This is a genomic window from Streptomyces sp. NPDC045778 (genome assembly GCF_056431945.1).
Genome location: NZ_JBWKJZ010000026.1, coordinates 126,773 through 142,682 on the forward strand (window position 1 = coordinate 126,773; position 15,910 = coordinate 142,682).

General features: G+C 75.8%; 11 protein-coding genes. 2 read left to right on the forward strand and 9 right to left on the reverse strand.

The window, feature by feature from the left end; genetic code table 11:
• Nucleotides 1-85 precede the first annotated feature (85 nt).
• A complete protein-coding gene (locus AC07GB_RS28950; protein WP_478850491.1) occupies nucleotides 86-1,429 on the forward strand; it encodes a M14 family metallopeptidase in 1,344 nt (447 codons plus the stop codon).
• A 40-nt stretch (nucleotides 1,430-1,469) separates the two neighbouring features.
• On the opposite strand, the gene AC07GB_RS28955 is transcribed toward AC07GB_RS28950, so the two are convergent.
• The 5 genes from AC07GB_RS28955 to AC07GB_RS28975 form a co-directional block, all read right to left on the reverse strand.
• A complete protein-coding gene (locus AC07GB_RS28955; protein ID WP_478850493.1) occupies nucleotides 1,470-3,035 on the reverse strand; it encodes an AAA family ATPase in 1,566 nt (521 codons plus the stop codon).
• A 52-nt stretch (nucleotides 3,036-3,087) separates the two neighbouring features.
• Nucleotides 3,088-3,762 carry a hypothetical protein gene (locus tag AC07GB_RS28960; RefSeq protein ID WP_478850495.1) on the reverse strand — a complete coding sequence of 225 codons (675 nt, stop codon included), beginning with the start codon at nucleotides 3,760-3,762 and terminating at the stop codon, nucleotides 3,088-3,090.
• Nucleotides 3,759-3,959: a hypothetical protein gene (locus tag AC07GB_RS28965; RefSeq protein ID WP_478850496.1), complete on the reverse strand. Its 201-nt coding sequence runs from the start codon at nucleotides 3,957-3,959 to the stop codon at nucleotides 3,759-3,761. The genes AC07GB_RS28960 and AC07GB_RS28965 overlap by 4 nt, the downstream gene beginning before the upstream one ends.
• 75 nt (nucleotides 3,960-4,034) lie before the next feature.
• Entirely contained in the window at nucleotides 4,035-5,810 is a 1,776-nt protein-coding gene (locus AC07GB_RS28970; protein ID WP_478850498.1) for a hypothetical protein, read from the reverse strand.
• Nucleotides 5,811-5,868: 58 nt separating this feature from the next.
• On the reverse strand, nucleotides 5,869-6,375 hold the full coding sequence (locus tag AC07GB_RS28975; RefSeq protein WP_478850500.1) for a hypothetical protein: 507 nt from the start codon (nucleotides 6,373-6,375) through the stop codon (nucleotides 5,869-5,871).
• 169 nt (nucleotides 6,376-6,544) lie between these two features.
• Between AC07GB_RS28975 and AC07GB_RS28980 the strand changes: the two genes are divergently transcribed.
• Nucleotides 6,545-8,557, forward strand: a complete 2,013-nt coding sequence (locus AC07GB_RS28980) for a caspase family protein (RefSeq protein WP_478850502.1) — start codon at nucleotides 6,545-6,547, stop codon at nucleotides 8,555-8,557.
• Here AC07GB_RS28980 and AC07GB_RS28985 read toward each other — a convergent pair.
• From AC07GB_RS28985 to AC07GB_RS29000, 4 genes are all read right to left on the reverse strand, one after another.
• On the reverse strand, nucleotides 8,538-12,581 hold the full coding sequence (locus AC07GB_RS28985) for a CHAT domain-containing protein (RefSeq protein WP_478850504.1): 4,044 nt from the start codon (nucleotides 12,579-12,581) through the stop codon (nucleotides 8,538-8,540). The two genes, AC07GB_RS28980 and AC07GB_RS28985, sit on opposite strands and share 20 nt — an antisense overlap.
• Complete coding sequence (locus AC07GB_RS28990; protein ID WP_478850506.1) at nucleotides 12,578-13,249, reverse strand: RES family NAD+ phosphorylase; 672 nt, start codon at nucleotides 13,247-13,249, stop codon at nucleotides 12,578-12,580. The genes AC07GB_RS28985 and AC07GB_RS28990 overlap by 4 nt, the downstream gene beginning before the upstream one ends.
• A gap of 2 nt (nucleotides 13,250-13,251) precedes the next feature.
• Nucleotides 13,252-13,932 (reverse strand): hypothetical protein, encoded by a 681-nt coding sequence (locus tag AC07GB_RS28995; RefSeq protein ID WP_478850508.1) that lies wholly within the window; start codon nucleotides 13,930-13,932, stop codon nucleotides 13,252-13,254.
• A gap of 121 nt (nucleotides 13,933-14,053) precedes the next feature.
• On the reverse strand, nucleotides 14,054-15,229 hold the full coding sequence (locus tag AC07GB_RS29000) for a macro domain-containing protein (protein ID WP_478850510.1): 1,176 nt from the start codon (nucleotides 15,227-15,229) through the stop codon (nucleotides 14,054-14,056).
• Nucleotides 15,230-15,910: the final 681 nt, after the last annotated feature.

A 15,910-nucleotide genomic window follows, 5' to 3' on the forward strand; every position in this document is an offset into this window, starting at 1 on the left:
CCGTGCCCACCCGGCACCCCGCCCGCTCGCGTCACCCGCACCACATGCGTCGCAATGCACCACCCCCACCCCCACAGGAGCATTCATGCGACTTCGCATACGCGGAAAGAGATCAGCCGCCCTCGCGGCCGTGCTCGCCCTCGCGGTCGCGGCACCCCTCAGCGCCAACGCGTCCGACGGCTCGTCGCCCTCGGCCAAGAAGGCGGCGGCCGCCGCCGCGGCCGAGGACGAGATCCGCCAGTACTCCGTGCCCGGGCCCGCCACGCGCGCCGCCCGCACGGCGCTCGCCGCGACCGGCGTGTCCATCGACGAGGCCGGCGACCACGGGGTCGTGGTCTCCGCGAACGCCGCCCAGGCCCGGAAGCTGCGCGCGCTCGGCTACACACTCAAGGCGCTCGCGGGGCCGCCCGACCGCTCGGGCGACGGGCCGGTGCGGGTGCGGGACTTCCCGCCCGCCGACTCCCGCTACCACAACTACGCGGAGATGAACGCGGAGATCGGCCAGCGGCTCCAGCAGTACCCGAACATCATGAGCAAGCGCGTGATCGGCAAGTCGTACCAGGGACGCGACATCGTCGCCATCAAGATCAGCGACAACGTCGGCACGGACGAGAACGAGCCCGAGGTCCTCTTCACCCACCACCAGCACGCCCGTGAACACCTGACGGTGGAGATGGCCCTCTATCTGCTGCGCGAATTCGGCGCGGGCTACGGCAGCGACGCGCGCGTCACCAAGATGCTCAACGAGCGCGAGATCTGGATCGTGCCGGACCTCAACCCCGACGGCGGCGAGTACGACATCGCCACCGGCTCCTACCGCAGCTGGCGCCTGAACCGGCAGCCCAACCCGGGCGGCGCCACCGGCACCGACATGAACCGCAACTGGAACTACAAGTGGGGCTGCTGCGGCGGCTCCTCGGGCACACCGGGCGCCGAGACCTACCGCGGCCGCGCCCCCGAGTCCGCGCCCGAGGTCAAGGTCGTCGCGGACTTCGTACGCAGCCGGGTGGTCGGCGGCAAGCAGCAGATCAAGACGGGCATCGACTTCCACACGTACAGCGAGCTGGTCCTGTGGCCGTACGGCTACACGTACAACGACACGGCGCCGGGTCTCACCCAGGACGACCACGACGCCTTCGCCACCGTCGGCCGCAAGATGGCCGCCAGCAACGGCTACACGCCCGAGCAGTCCAGCGACCTCTACATCACCGACGGCACCATCGACGACTACCTCTGGGGCAGCCAGAAGATCTTCGGCTACACCTTCGAGATGTACCCCCGCTCCGGCGGGGGCGGCTTCTACCCGCCCGACGAGGTCATCGAGCGCGAGACCTCCCGCAACCGCGACGCGGTGCTCCAACTCCTGGAGAACTCCGACTGCATGTACCGCTCGATCGGCAAGGAGCAGCAGTACTGCACCGGGCAGTGACCGGGCGCTGAGCGGCACAGCCGTCAGTCGTCCATGAACATCAGTCGTCCATGAACACGATGCGGCGCGTCTGCCCGGCACCCCCCGGTGCCGGGCTCACGGCCGCCCGGCCCGCGGGCACGGCCCGCTCCCGGCCCCAGGCCCTGATCTCCTCGATCCGCTCCGGGTCGACCCGGCTCATCGGCACCGTGTTGACGAAGACGTCCGGCAGGAACGACGGCTTGAGCCGCGCGGCGCCGTCGTTCAGGAGCGCCTCCGCGCCCGCCTCGTGCAGCGCCGACTCGATGTCGGAGCCCGCGAACCCCTCGGAGAGGTCCACGAGCCGCTCCACCTCGCGCGGCTCGGGCTCCGCGCGCAGATAGCGGCGGTAGTACAGCTCGATGATCTCCTTGCGGTCCGCGGCGTCCGGCAGGTCCACGAAGAAGAGCTCGTCGAAGCGGCCCTTGCGCAGCAGCTCCGGCGGCAGGCTCCGGATGTCGTTGGCGGTGGCGACGACGAAGGCCCGCGAGCGCGACTCCTGGAGCCAGAACAGGAACTGGCCGATGATCCGCTGCGGTACGCCGGACATGTCGTCGCGGCCCGCGAGGCCCTTCTCGATCTCGTCGATCCACAGCACGCAGGGCGCCACCCGGTCCGCCATCGCGAGGGCCTCCCGGAAGCGGCCCTCGGACTCGCCGAGCCATTTGCCGTGGATGCTGGCCATGTCCAGGCGGTACAGCGGAAGGCGCCAGGTGTGGGCGATGGCCTTGGCCGACAGGGACTTGCCGCAGCCGGGCACGCCGGCCAGGAGCACGCCGCGCGGCGGCCGCAGGTCCGTGCCGCGCAGGTCGGCGTGCAGAAGGCGGTGCTTGCGGCGCAGCCACTCGCGCAGGCTGGAGAGTCCGCCCACCGCGTAGTCGCTCTCCTTCAGGACCACCCGCTCCAGTCCCATGAGGTTGCTGAAGATGCGGTCCTTGGCCCGCGCGAGCCCCAGGACGTCGTCCCGCTCGACGGAGCCCTTCGCGGCGATCGTCGCCATGAGGTTGACGCACTCGGCCTCGGTGACCCCGTTCAGGAACTCGGCCGCGCGGCGGGTGTCGTCCTCGGTCCACTCGATGGGGAGGTGGCCCTGGTGGTCCTTGAGGAAGCCGGTGAGCGTGCCGTACATCTCCTCGGGGTCCGGCAGGTCCAGGTGCAGGCTCATGCCGAGGCGCTGGAGACCGCTCCAGATCGGCGTGTCGGTGAGCAGGACGATGCTGCCCATGTTGTCGTCGGCGAGCCGGGCCAGCTCGGCGATGTGCCGGGTGACGGGGGTGTCGTCCGCCAGGTGGTCGGGGTCGACGAGGACGACGGTGGCGTTCGCCCTGCCGCTGAACTGCGCGGCCGCGAAGTCCATCGCCCCGGTCAGCGAACGGTCCTCGTGGACGGGCGCGTTGGTGCGCAGCTCGCGCAGCCCTGTGGCGCGCGTGTAGATCCAGAACGGCATGCCGCTGCGGCGCGGCTGCCGCGCCGCCTCGCCGATCAGTCGCAGGGCGCGGCGCTGCTCGATGGTGCGCATGCCGATCACCGGGACACGGGCGGAGAGGTAGCCCTCCAGGTGGCGCAGGCTCTCGGCGTAGTTCGACATGGCGGTGAGGGGCCTTTCATCGCGTCGGCGGCGGGGACGGGCGGTTGCGGCATCAGTCGGTGACGACGCGGCGGCGTGGCGGCGGCGCGGTCGGGTCGCGGGCGCCCCAGGGGTCGGCGGGGGCCGGCGGCCGCTGGTCCGGCCCCGGTCCCGCGCCCGCCTCCCGCCCTGTGCCCGCCTCCGGCCCGGTGGCCGCCGTGAGGGGGTTGTCGCGCAGGGCCCGGCGGCGGCGTTCGGCGTGGCGCGCGTCGAGCCCGCCGGACCGCTCGGCTTCGTCGAGCCCCTGCTCCAACTGTGCCTGGAGCGAGTTGATATGGCGGTCGACCAGCTCGGCGGCGCCGCGTCGCAGGGCGCCGGGCAGACCCGGGTGCCCCGCGACGGCGCGGATCGCCCGCAGCCCCACGCGGGCCTGGGCCAGCTCGCGGCCGTAGGAGAACTCGTCGGCCGCCGCGTGCAGCGCCCGTGTCAGACGGCCGCCCCAGGCGCGCAGGCGCAGGTCGAGCGCGGTGGTCAGATGGCGCGCGAGCCGCTCCCAGGTCTCGCCCGCGAACCGGTCCTCGGCGAGCCCGGGCAGCACGTCGGCGCGTACGTCCTCCTCGGCGGCCCAGCGGCGCAGGAAGTCCACCCAGGCGTGGTACGGACCGCCGTGGCCCCAGTAGGTCTCCGGCTCGGGGTTGGCGGGTGCCTCCGGTGGCGGCGCGGCACCCCGCCGACGGCGGAACCTCACGCTCCGCCCCGGCCCCGCCGCACCAGCGTCTCGCCCGGAGGCAGCGGCTCCCAGTCGGGCAGCCCCTCGACGGTCCGCCGCAGCCGGCTGGTGGCGCGCCGCACGTCGGCGGCGTCCGGCACGGCGGCCCAGGGGGCGGCGGGGGGCGGGGAGTCAGGGGGCGGGGTCGGGGTCGGGGTGTCCGGGGCGGAACTCATGGCTGCTGTCCCCTCCTTCGATACGTTTCTTCGGCGCGCCCGGTGCGTCCGGTGTGTCCGGTGCGGCGCCCGCGTTCACGACGCGGCCCGGTCACGAGCCACCGTGCGGCCCTCGAACGGTGAGCCGCCGCCGTGCACGGCGGTCTCCAGGGACACGATCAGCTCCCGGCAGCGTGCCTCGACCGCGTCTGCGGCTCGGAAGCGCTCGTTCCAGTCGGTGAGTTCGGCTGACGCGGTCCGCAGCTGGAGCAGGGAGGCGCCCTTGTGCTTCTCCAAGTGGGCGCGGGCCCCGTCCTGGACGCGGCGCGCGGCCCGGTCCCGGTGGCGGATGACGAGGCCGCCCACCAGGCCGGCGAGGGCCCCTGCCACCAGGCCGAAGGCGACGTTGAGCAGCCCGCCGAGCACCAGGATGGCGACCACGACGGCACCGAGTCCGAAGGACTTGCGCACCAGCGGGTACGCGAACTGCTGGACGAAGGGCCCGATGTGCCGGTCCCAGTGGTCGCCGAGGGAGCGTTCCAGCTCGTCCAGGGGCCGGGCGAAGGACAGCTCCCAGCGCGGCAGCCGGAAGGGCCGCTGGGCCACGGTCAGCGCGGTGCTGTAGGCGGCGCGCACATCCTGCGGAACCCTGCTCCGGTAGTCGCGCGTGAAGCCGGTGTGCGCCTGTAGGAACCACTCGTGACAACTGGCCACCGCGAGGCGCTGGGTGGCCTTGGACGTGCCGATCGCGGGCGGGTTCAGGGCCGCCGCGGACTGCACGGTCAGATAGTCGAGGGTCTCGCTGTACGAGGCGGCGTCGGCGTCGGCGGCCTTGCGGGCGGCGGCCAGGTCGCCGTCGTGGTCGATGACGGCGTGCTGGAAGGCGAGGTCGCGGCGGAGCGGCAGTTCCTCGTCGTCGTACTCGGACACGAGGCGGTCGAGGATGTCGTCGACGGCGTCCTCGATGCGCTGCGACGTGGCGAACTCGCCCTCCATGACGGCCCGGTACTTGTCCAGGACCACCTGGTGCGCGCTGGCCGAGCGCAGCACGTCATCGAGCTGGGGCCACTGCGGGGTCACCAGGGCCAGGCGCGGGAAGGCCTCGGTGGCCGAGCCCTGTCGCAGCCCTTCGATCTCGTCGCGCCAGCGCGTGACCTGCTGGTGCCGCTTCGGCTCGTCGTCGAGGAGGCGGGCGCGCCAGTCGGTGAGGGTGCGGGCGAGCAGCTCGCGGCCCGCGAGACCGAACGCGCCCTGGGCGATGGACTCCAGGATGACGGCGAACTCGCGGCCGAGGGCCGCCGGGTCCTGCGCCAGGAGGTAGTGACGCAGCCAGCGCACGGCGGCCGCCTCGCGGCCCTGGCGGCGCAGCACCAGGGCGAAGAACAGCGAGGTGCGGTCCGGGGCGCGGCGGAAGGCCTCCTCCACGGCCCGCTCGCACAGGGCGCGGTCGTCGGCGGACCAGGAGGCGAGCGCGACCAGGGCGGGGGCGAGCCAGTAGCGCGGGGTCTGGATCATCAGCTGGTCGCCGACGGTCCGTACGGTGTCCTCGGAGACCAGGCCGAGGTCGAAGGCCTGGAGCATGCCCACGGCGGTGCGCCGCACCGTCTTGTGGTGGCCGAACTCGTGGTCCACCTGATCCTGGATGACGCCGACGCGGGTCTCGGCGCGCTGCACGTTGGCCGTGAGCCGGGCGGTCTCGACGAAGTCGAGGAACTCCGCGCGCAGCTGCTGGAGTTCGTCGCGGGTCTGCTGCTGGCCGTCCTCGACGGCCACCACCTGCCCGGACACCGACCGCACCTGCTCGGCGAGGCCGAGCACGAGCTGGGTGACGTGCTGCACCTTGTTGTGCAGGGCGAGGTCCCGTTCGAGCATGCGCGTCCCTCCGGTTCAGCGTGAGCGGGTGCGGTCGGCGTCCTGCGGGCCGGGGCGCTCACGGGCGTACGACGGTCCCGTCGTCCAGTACGGGGATCAGGAGGCCGCCGGTGTAGACCTCCACGTAGGCGTAGCCGCCGGAGCGCACGAGCGTCCGGGCGGCAGCGAACGGCGCGGGCACGGGGTCGGACGGCGCGAAGTGCCGCAGGATCACGCCGAAGAGGTCGAGCCGGTGGTCCACGTAGGGCGGGCCGAGGTGGCAGCGGGCGAAAAGGCCGAGAGGGACGACGCCGTACGCTGTGTCGTACTCCGCGCGGACGCGGCCCGCGAGCGTGCGGCACGCCGGTTCGTCGAGCCCGGAGTCCAGGCGCGCGACCGTCTCGCGCAGCTCACGTCCCCGCGGCCGGAAGTGCTCGCGGCGCGTGGGCCCGACACCGGCCCAGGTGGTCGGCGCCGCCCCCGCGCGCGCCCCCGCGTTCGACGCCGCGTTCGCCGCCGAGCCCATGCCCGCGCCCGCGCCCGCGCCCGGCGCCACGATCCGCCGCGGCCGTTCCAAGTGGCCCATGTGCTCCCCCGACTGCTGACACGAGACAGGCAGACTAGTGATGTTTCGTCAATCATGCCTGCGATAGCGCAAGTTGGCTGGCAGGCGCCCCAAGGAGAACCGGAAGACGCCCTGTTCCCGCCCCGGGACGGCGCCTCTTCGACCGGGGCGCGCTGACACACTCTCCGCCATGACGGATCTGTACGCGTTCCTGGCGGGCGTCAATGCCTACCCCCAGGGGGGCTCCGCCCGGCCGCTGCTGGGCTGTGTGAACGACGTGGAGGCCGCGCGGGCGCTGCTCGCGCACCGCACCGGCGGCGCGGCGCGGACCGCCGTCGTCCGCGACGCCGAGGTGACGGTCGCGGCCGTGGAGGACGGCGTCCGCCACTTCCTCGGGGCGGCCGGGGACGGCGACACGGCGGTGTTCTGGTTCTCCGGGCACGGTACGCACACATGGGCGTCCGGGAGCGCGCTCCTGACCGAGGCGACCGGCCGTTCGCAGGCCCTGCTGTGCGCGGACGGGACGCTGGCGGACCAGCGGCTCGGCGCGCTCCTCGACGAGGTCGCGGCGCGCGGCGCGCACGTCGTGGCGGTCATCGACTGCTGCTTCTCCGGCGGCGCGACCCGTGACGTGGGCGGCCTCACGGCCCGGTTCGCGCCCCCGGCCGAGCCGCCGCGGCGCGCGCTCCCGGCCCGGGACGTGCCGCTCCGCCAGGGCCCGGAACGGCATGTGCTGCTCGCCGCGAGCCGCCTGGATCAGCTGTCGTACGAGGGGTATTTCGGCGGGCGCCCGCACGGCGCGTTCACCTACGCGCTGCTCGGCGCGGTCCGCGCGGCGGGCCCGGACGCCACGTACCGCGAACTGCTCGCGGCGGCGGACGCGCGCGTGCAGCGCGGCGGCGGGCTCCAGCAGCCGGTGCTCCACCCGGCGGCGCCCGGCATCGCCGACCGGCCCTTCCTCGGCGGGGCCCTGGCCCAGCCCCCCGGCCCGCACCGGCTGCGGTACGGCCCCCAGGGCTGGGAGGTCGACTGCGGGACGGGGCACGGGCTGCGCGAGGGGGCGGGGGCGGAGGGGACGGAGTTCCGGGTGGTGCGGGAGGAGGCCCGGGAGGCGGCCGGGGGCGCTTCCTCGGACACCCCCGCCACCGCGGCCCCCGCCCGCGAGCCGGAAGCACCCGTCGTCCGCGCCCGCGACGTCCGCCCCGACCGCACCCTCGTCACCCCCGTCGGCTGGGAGCCCGGCCCGGACCGCGCCTACCCCGTGGCCCTTTCCGCCCTCGCGCTCGCGCCCGCCACCGTGGCCTTCGAAGCGGCCCCGGACGCCGTCGGCGTGCTGCGGTCCGCCCTGGCCATGGCCGGTCCCGGCGGGGTGCCCGCGCCGCTGCTGAGGGCCGTGGGGGCGCCCGAGGACACCGGCGACCCGCACTTCCGGGTGCTGGTGCGGGACGGCCGCGCCCGGGTGCTCCGCCGGGACGGGACGCCGTTCACCGGGCCGCTGCCGTTCACCGGCACGGACGAGGACGCGCTGCGGGTCGTGGACTGCCTCGCGCACCTCACGCGCTGGCACCAGCTGCGGGACCTCACCCCGAGGCCCTCGGTGCTCGACAACCTGATCCAGGTGGAGATCACGCCCTGGGGCGCACCACCGGGCCAGGCGCTGGTGCCGGACGGAAGCGGCGAGATCGTCCGCGCGTACGGGACGGACGAGGCGGACAAGGCCGGGCCGAGGGAACCCTGGGTCTCCATCCGGCTCCACAACCGCTCCCCCGGACGCACCCTGTGGTGCGTGCTGCTCGACCTCACCGACAGCTACGCCAGCCACTCCACGCTGTTCCCCGGCGACCTCATCGGTCCCGGCCGCACCGGGTACGCGCTGGAGGGCGACCCGGTGCAGCTGTCGCTCCCCGCCTCGCGGCCCGCCGTCCCCGGGGCGTACGCGCGGGACTGGCTGAAGCTGATCGTCGCCGAGGGCGAGCTGAACACGGTGCCGTTCCACCTGCCCGCCTGGGACCCGCGGGGCGGCGCGAGCGCGCGCTCGCGCCCGGCCGCCGGCTTCGACGTACTGCGCGTCGAGTCCCCTCGACGGGCCTCCCGAGAGCTGGGCCGGGTCGGCGGGGCGGCGTCGCCCGGCCTCTGGACGGCCCGCACGCTGTGCCTGCGCACGGTCGTGCCGGGGGCCGCGCCTACCGCCCCAGGTGCGTGAAGCCCGCCCACGCGCTCAGGTCGTCCGGGTCGATCCGGCGGGCCCGCTCGGCGAGCGGCGCGGGCAGCGCGGCGGGCAGCGCGCGGGCCGGGTCGAGCATCCACAGCTGGGCGCGGCGCAGCGCCCGCGCGGGCGGCTCGCTCTCGGTGCGCAGGAAATGGTGGGTCAGGAACATCAGGACGGACGTGGCGTCGTCGGGCACCGGCCACAGCGAGCCGACCACCGAGCGCGCCCCCGCGACCAGGAACGCGGTCGCGAGGCTGTAGGCCTCGTTGTCGCCGTGCCCGGAGACATGGCTGCGGCAGGCGGCGAGGAGCACCAGGCCGAGCCGCCCCCGGCGCCCCGAGGCCATCGCCTCGGTGAGTTCCTCCGCCGCGAGGTCACCGCCGTGCAGGGCGAGGTAGGCGGTGCGGTGGGCGTCGCGGGCGACGGCGGCGTGGCAGGCCAGGTGCAGCACCGCGCCCTCGGCGCCCTGTGCCCCCTCCGCGTCGGGGTCCCGGGTCAGCCAGGACACCACCTCGGCGGGGGTGCCGGGCCCGTCGGCGGCGCCGCCCGCGCGGCGCCCCAGGAACTGCCCGCGCGGATAGAACGCGCGCTGCACGGCGTCCGCCTCCTCGCCCGCGTACCTCAGGTCGCCGGTGGGGTCGCCGACGACGAGCGCGGCCCCGGTGTGCGGCACGGCGGGACGCGCGGCCACCTCGCAGAGCAGGCGTGCGGACGCGGCGTACGAGATCTCCGCCTCGTGCAGCGCGTATCTGCGTCCCTCGGCGGTGTCCGTCCACGCGGCGTGCCAGGGCACGAGCCCGAGGCCGCCCATCGGCACGAGCACCAGGCGCGGCTCGCGTCCTGGCGCGCTGAACGCGTCGAACAGCGGCCGGACGCCCGCGTACCAGGCCCAGCCGCACAGCCGGTCCAACTGCTCACGCAGCGGCGGAAGGCGGGGCCCGGGCCGCGCCGGGCCCAGGTCGCGCCCGGCTCCGGCGGCCGGGTCGTAGGCCCGCAGCGGTGCCGCGTCCTCGGTGAGCAGGGGCAGCGCGACGGCGTGCGCGGCGCCGTCGGCCGTGATGACGACGGCGGTGCCGCCCACGCCCTCGGCGGCGGGCACCAGGTACACCAAGGCGTCCTTGCCGAGCGTGCGCAGAGCACGGCCGATCTCGTCGACGGCGGGCGGGTCGAGGAGCAGCCTGTCCTGCGCGCCGTCGGAGCCGGTGAGTGCGGCGAGCACGCGGCGGCGCAGCGCGCTGGGCACGGTCGGCGTGGCATCGCCTGCCGCCACCGCGCACGCCTCCCACTCCTCGGCGAGTTCCCGGCGCCCCGCGGCGACGAGCCGCTCGGGCACGGTGCTCGAGGTCACCGCCGCGTGCAGCACCAGGCCCCGGCACGCGTCGAGCGCCCGCACCGCGTCCTCAAGCGCCCCGTCGCGCAGACACCAGGCGGCGACTTCGACGGCCGCGTCGGTGGCCTGCGCGGCGGCCCGCGCGGCGTGCCCCGTACCGGACTGGAGCAGCGCGGCCCAGGCGTGCCCGCGCAGCGCGTCGAGCCCGGTGCGGCGGGCGGCGGCGCGGTCGTCGCGGCGCCGGTCGTCGCGGGTGCGGTGGGCGCGGGCCAGGGAGAGGCCGGTGGAGGCGTACAGGCGGTGTTCGGGGCCACCGCAGCCACTCAACGCCCGCTCCAGGAGGGCGAGTCCGGCGGCGACGCCGCGGGCGCGCGCGGCGGGGTCGCGCTCGGACTCCGCGACCGTGCACCGGCACACGCCGAGCCCCGCCCCGTACCGCAGCCAGTCGTCGCCGCCTTCCTCGCTCAGCTCGTACGCCTCCCGCAGCAGCCCCATGGCCTCCTGGAGCCCGTCCGGGTCCAGGGGGTCGCAGGCGCGGGCGAAGTGGATGAGGCCCTGGTCGCCGAGGACCCAGGCGTGGCGGTCGCGCGGCAGCCGCCGGGCCTCGGCGCGGAGCCGGGCCGCGGTGAGGCGGGCGACGGGCGGGGGCGCGGCCGGGCGGCCGAGGGAGGCGGCGAGGGCGTCCCTGACCATGAGGACGTTCTCGATCAGCGTGCCGAGTTCGGCGCGCCCGGGGTGGTCGTCGGCGAGCGCGTCGTGGGCCCGCGCCGCGTCGCCGATGTGCCGGTCGACGGCGTCGAGGTCGCCGCGCGCGGCGGCCTCCTGGGCGGCGAGCGCGGCGTGGTGGGCGTCCGTGACCCGCCGGGTGTGCTCGCCGATGTGCGGGCTTTCGCGCAGTCGCTCCCACTCCGCCCGGGCGGTCTCGCGGTCGTCGCCGGTGCCCGCGTAGAGGCCGCGCTGCCGGAAGGCCTGCATGCGGCCGAAGGCCACGCGGTCGCGGTGCCGCTGGTCGGCGTCCGGGGAGCCGGCGGGCGGGGGCGGCGCCTGCGGGTCCGAAGGCGCCTCGGCCCGTGCGAAGTGGTCGATCACCTCGTCGAGGCCGTCGCCCCCGCCCGCGGTCTCCTCCCGCAGCCGGACGCTCGCGACGACGGCGTGGGCCCGGCGCTGCCAGTCGGGGTCGTCGGGCCGGAAGGCGAGGACGCAGTCGATCAGCGCGTACGTGTGCTTCGGGCCGATGGGCACGATCTGGTCGATCACCGTGAGGTACGGGAGGATCTCCAGGGCCACCGCCGCGCGCTCCTCCTCGGACTCCGTACGGAGCCAGGCCGCGAAGGCGCGGTCCAGGCGCTCGGGGGCGCCCTCCAGGCCCGTGGAGCCCGCCGACATGCCGGGGAAGCCCTCGAACACCCGGCTGTGGTCGATATACGTGCGGCCCTCCTCCAGGGCGTTCATGAACCCCTGGATCACCTGGTCCAGGCCCAGTTCGTCGCCCTTCGTCCCGGGGAACAGGCCGTCGTCCTCCGGTTCGAGGCCGAGTTCGGCGCCCATGAACCGGGCCCAGCCCACCCACATCCGCCCCATCTCCTGGGCCCTGCGGCCCATTTCGTCGTCCCCCTCGTCGGCGAGGAGTAGCCGTGCCGCCTCGGCGACGTCGCGGACGCGGCGCGGGGCCGGGTCGTCCTGGAAGAGCGACTGCTGCCACAGGCCGAGGAAGAACGCGGTCGCGGCGATGCGGCCGTCCCGCTCGGGCCGCCACTCGGTGACCGCGCGCCGGACCAGGCGGACGGCCCGTTCGCGGCCCGCCGCGTCACCGCGGAGGGTGGCCCCCTCGTACAGCACGCGTGCGAACCCGTCGAGATAGCGGGGGTTGAGTGCCTGCTCGGTCCCGGGGTCGGCGAGGAGTTCCCGTGCCTCCGCTTCGGCGGCGGTGGCGAGCGCCGGGTCCGGCCAGGCGCTCCAGACGACGACGCGGACCGTCGCGGCCCGGGCGGCGGCCTCCTGGGCCCACTCCGGCGGGTCACCGGGCCGCTGCCGGGCTTCGCTCAGGGCGCGGACCAGCTCTCCCCTGGCCTCTTCCAGGCCGGTCCTGTCCAGGGCGGGCCACGCGTGTTCCATCAGGGCGACGCCCCTGCTGTAGCGCACGCCCGGCAGGTCGCTCGACGGGTCGGCGGCCGCGAGGACCTCGCCGTAGTGCGCGGCGGCGGCCTGGGCGGCGGCGGGGCCGCCGCCGAAGCGCAGGGCCCGGTCCAGGCACAAGTAACCCTGGTTCGTCCGTATTTCGATGAGGACGGCCGGGTCGAGCGCGTCGGCGTGGGCGGCGGCCTCCTCGTGCAGCCGCAGCGCGGTGTCGAGCAGCGCGGGCCCCGGTTCGTCCGTGTACTGGCACAGGGCGGTCTGCGCGTACGCGGCCCGCCACAGGGCCCAGTCGGCGGAGTCCCCGGGGGCGACGAAGGCCCGCTCGAAGGCCTCGGCCGCCTGGCGCAGGTCGTCCGGGCGGTGCTCCCACAGGAAGGCGACGTAGCTCAGATGCCCAACCCGGCCCCACCGTTCGGGCCCGTCCGGGTCGTCGGGCGGCAGCGCGGCAAGCGCGTCGAGCAGGGCGGCCCGCTCGGCGTACAGGTCCTCGGTGGTGAGGTCGCCGGCGTCGGCGGTGGCGGCGGCGTCATCGGAGGTCGCGTCGGCGGTCACAGCGCGGTCCCCTCCTCCGGCGCGAGCCTGATGGCGTACGGCTCCACGAGGGCGTCGAGCCACTCGCGGCCCTCGGCCGTGCCGAAGTCGACGGCGGCCTCCTCCACCGAGGACACCGTGCCGGGCGGGCAGCGGTCGCCGAAGAGGACCACGGCGTGCTCACCCGGCTCCCGCTTGGCGGACCACAGCAGGCCGCGCGCCCAGGGCTCGGTGTGGCCGCGGATCCAGTGCGCCCAGTCGCGCGTGTACGCGTAGTCGTGGGCCTCGGTGTGCACCAGCCAGCTGTCCTGGTGCACGGCGGCCAGGTCACGGCCGGTCAGGAGCGGGACGACGTCGAGGTCCGCGGTGAGCCGCAGCACGCTCAGGCGGCGGCCCGCCACGCTCGCGCGGGGCAGCAGGCGCGGCCCGCCCCCGGGGTCGAAGGGCAGGGAGCGCAGGAGCGCCTCGCAGACCGCGGCGGCCGCGCTGAGCCCGGCGTAGAGATAGGCGTACGGATCGCAGGGCGTGCCGTCGAAGCGGCCGCCGCCGTACAGGCAGTGCGCGGGGCGCGGGTTGAACGCGGCGGCGTCGCGGCGGGCGGAGTGCACGCGGTACAGGGTCGTGCCGCTCGGCAGCGTCGCCTTGCCGGGGGTGCCGGTCAGGGCGGTCGGAGGGCGGTAGTTCGGCACGGCTAGTCCTCCTCCATCAGCAGCCGCGCGGTGTCGGCGAGCCGCGCCTCGCCGCCGGTGCCGAGGAGGCTCGCGGGGCGGTCGCCGAGCCAGGCGTTGCCGGACAGCCACCAGTCGGCGGCGCCCCACGGGTCGCGGTCGGCTTCGAGGACCGTGTTGACCTCGACGACGACCGGCAGCGGCCGGGCGTCCCCGGTGAACTGGAAGCGGGGAAGGCGCGCCCGCCCGCCGACGCCGGGCAGCCGGATGAGGCCCGGCGCGTCCGGCCGCCCGCCGCGGCGGCGCACGGCGGCCGCGTCCCAGGCGGGGGCGGCGAGCAGCCGGTCGCGGACGGGCCCGAGCACGGGGCCGACCATGCGGTGGCCGTCCATCAGGAGCACGGCCAGGTCCTCGGCGGCGTAGCCGTGGTGGACGGGGTGCGGGTCGCTCCCGGCGTCGGGCACGCTCAGGACGAGCCGCCCCTGCTCCCCCGCGGGCCCGGCGCCGCCGAACTCCTCCGGCAGCCGCTCCCGCAGCAGCCCGGCGGCGTCCTCGGCGGCGGCCCGCCGGACCGTCTCGTCGGCGCCCTCGCGGCGTACGTCGGCGAGGAGCGCGGCGAGACGCTCGCGCGGCGCGCCTTCCAGGCGGGTCGCGACGCGGTCCCATTCGGCCGCCGCGACGGCGAGGACGAGGTAGGGGTTCACGGCGCCGTTCCTCCTGTACGGGTGCTGCCCGCCGCCCGCGGGCGGCTCTTGGGACGGTTGTCGCGGGGGCGGCCCAGGGGGCGGTGGGCAGCCAGGGGGCGGTGGGCGCCCGGGTACCGCGTCATCGTCCGGCTCCGCCGCCGGGGCCGCCCCCGCCGCCGAGCCCGGTCAGGAGCCGTTCGACGAGGTCGGCGCGGGCGTGGCGGCGTACCACGAAGTGCACGTCCCACTCGGCGCCGCGGGCGAGTTCGGCCTCGACGGCCGCCCAGAGCGCGGCGAAGCTCTCCAGGGGCGAGAGGCCGCCGCGGCCCGCGCCGAGCAGCGGCAGGCAGATCGAGGTGAGCGGCGGTCCGCCGCCGTGCGCGGACTCCTCGCGCAGGAGGGCGAAGGCGCGGGTCACGCCGCGGGTGACGTCGGCGGGCTGGACGTCGTAGTCGTTGGTGCCGGGCCGGGGAACGGCCACCGCGACGTGGTAGATCCGCCGTATGCCCTGCTCGGCGAGCGCCCCGGCGGAGGTCGCGACGACCGTCCCGGGCGCGGCCCCCCGGCCCGGCACCCCGTGCTGGGAGGCCCACCCCCGTAACTCGTCGTGGACGTGGTCCTCGACGAGGCCCCCCGAGGGGTCTCTGCGCGCCCCGGCCCGCCGCAGCGTCGCCGCGACGGACGACTTGTAGGCGGCGGGCAGCGCGAAGTAGGTGTTGGACGGCGACACGACGACGTCGACGTCGCGCAGCAGGTCCACGGAGTGGACGTGCACGGTGGTGGCGACGGTGCGCCGCGCGAGGCGGACGGGCACCTCGCGGTGCGCGCGCGGCACCAACAGGCTCCCCGGAAGCCGCTCTTCGGGCCCTGCGGTAACGGTCCCGCCCGTGTCCGGGCGGGTGCTGCCGGGGCCGGCGAGGGCGCGGGCCCCGATGCCGACGATCTGCTCGGCGACCTGTCCGAGCACGATCAACTCGTGGTGCTTGCGGAAGCGTTCGACGCTGACGCCGTACTCCTGGGCGGCGCGTCTGCGCCGGTCGGCGGCGGGCCAGTCGCGGGTGCCCTGGGCGAGTCCGAGACTGTACTCGGCGGCGACCTGGAGGGTGCCCCCGCCGACGGCGGACACGGCGCCGCGCAGGAGCCGCTCGACGGCCGAGGTGTCGGTCAACCCGGTGCCGGGCGGGTGCAGTTCACGGGCGATGCGGACGAGCTCGGGGGTGTCCAGCTCGCGCAGCCTGACGAGTCCGGCGCGTCGCACTCTCCTCACCTCCGCGAGGACCGATCCGTGATCGGGCGGGCGAGGAGTGACCGGCATGGCGGCAAGGATCGCACCGCGCCCCACCCGTCACAAGCCCCGCCCACCCTCTCCGTGCCTGCTCCCTCGCTTCCCATTGCACATCGGGCGCCGGGCGCGGACAGGGCGGGCCGTGGGCGGCTTCGGGGCTGAAACCGGCGCCGGTGCGGCTCCCGCCGCGCCGCCCTGCGGGCGTTATTGATCACTCACAGGGGTTGATTCCCGACGCCGCATGCATATCGGGGCAGTTCAGGCGCAGCCTCTCGGCGGGTGATCACAAAAGCGGATCACCCGCTGACCGGACTACGGAGAGGAAGTGCTCTGTGCGCGCTGTGTCCTCCATGCTTTCGACACTCTCGGCGTCTCCCGGACCCTCGCGGCGACGGGCCGCGCTGGCCGTCGCGGGAGCGGTGACAGGAGTGGTCATCGCCCTGGCGGCGGACGTCGCTAGGGCGGCGGCGACCACCGGCTCCCGGGCGGGCCGCTGCTGCGGAATGCGCCGCCCGCTGCGGGCGGCGCTGCGGTGGCGTAACGATCAGGCACGGCCGGTCCGCCGGCCGGGTCAGGAAGGCGTGGTGCTGCGCAAGTCGTGAAACGGCGCCGGGGGGGGGGGGGGGGGGGGGGGGGGGGGGGGGGGGGGGGGGGGGGCGGCGGGGGGGGGGGGGGAGGGGGGGGGGGGGGAAAGGGGGGGGACGCCACACC

Coding starts and splice junctions, on each gene's coding strand:
- AC07GB_RS28950 (WP_478850491.1), top strand. CDS start 86: ATGCGACTTCGCATACGCGGAAAGAGATCAGCCGCCCTCGCGGCCGTG.
- AC07GB_RS28955 (WP_478850493.1), bottom strand. CDS start 3,035: ATGTCGAACTACGCCGAGAGCCTGCGCCACCTGGAGGGCTACCTCTCC.
- AC07GB_RS28965 (WP_478850496.1), bottom strand. CDS start 3,959: ATGAGTTCCGCCCCGGACACCCCGACCCCGACCCCGCCCCCTGACTCC.
- AC07GB_RS28970 (WP_478850498.1), bottom strand. CDS start 5,810: ATGCTCGAACGGGACCTCGCCCTGCACAACAAGGTGCAGCACGTCACC.
- AC07GB_RS28975 (WP_478850500.1), bottom strand. CDS start 6,375: ATGGGCCACTTGGAACGGCCGCGGCGGATCGTGGCGCCGGGCGCGGGC.
- AC07GB_RS28980 (WP_478850502.1), top strand. CDS start 6,545: ATGACGGATCTGTACGCGTTCCTGGCGGGCGTCAATGCCTACCCCCAG.
- AC07GB_RS29000 (WP_478850510.1), bottom strand. CDS start 15,229: ATGCCGGTCACTCCTCGCCCGCCCGATCACGGATCGGTCCTCGCGGAG.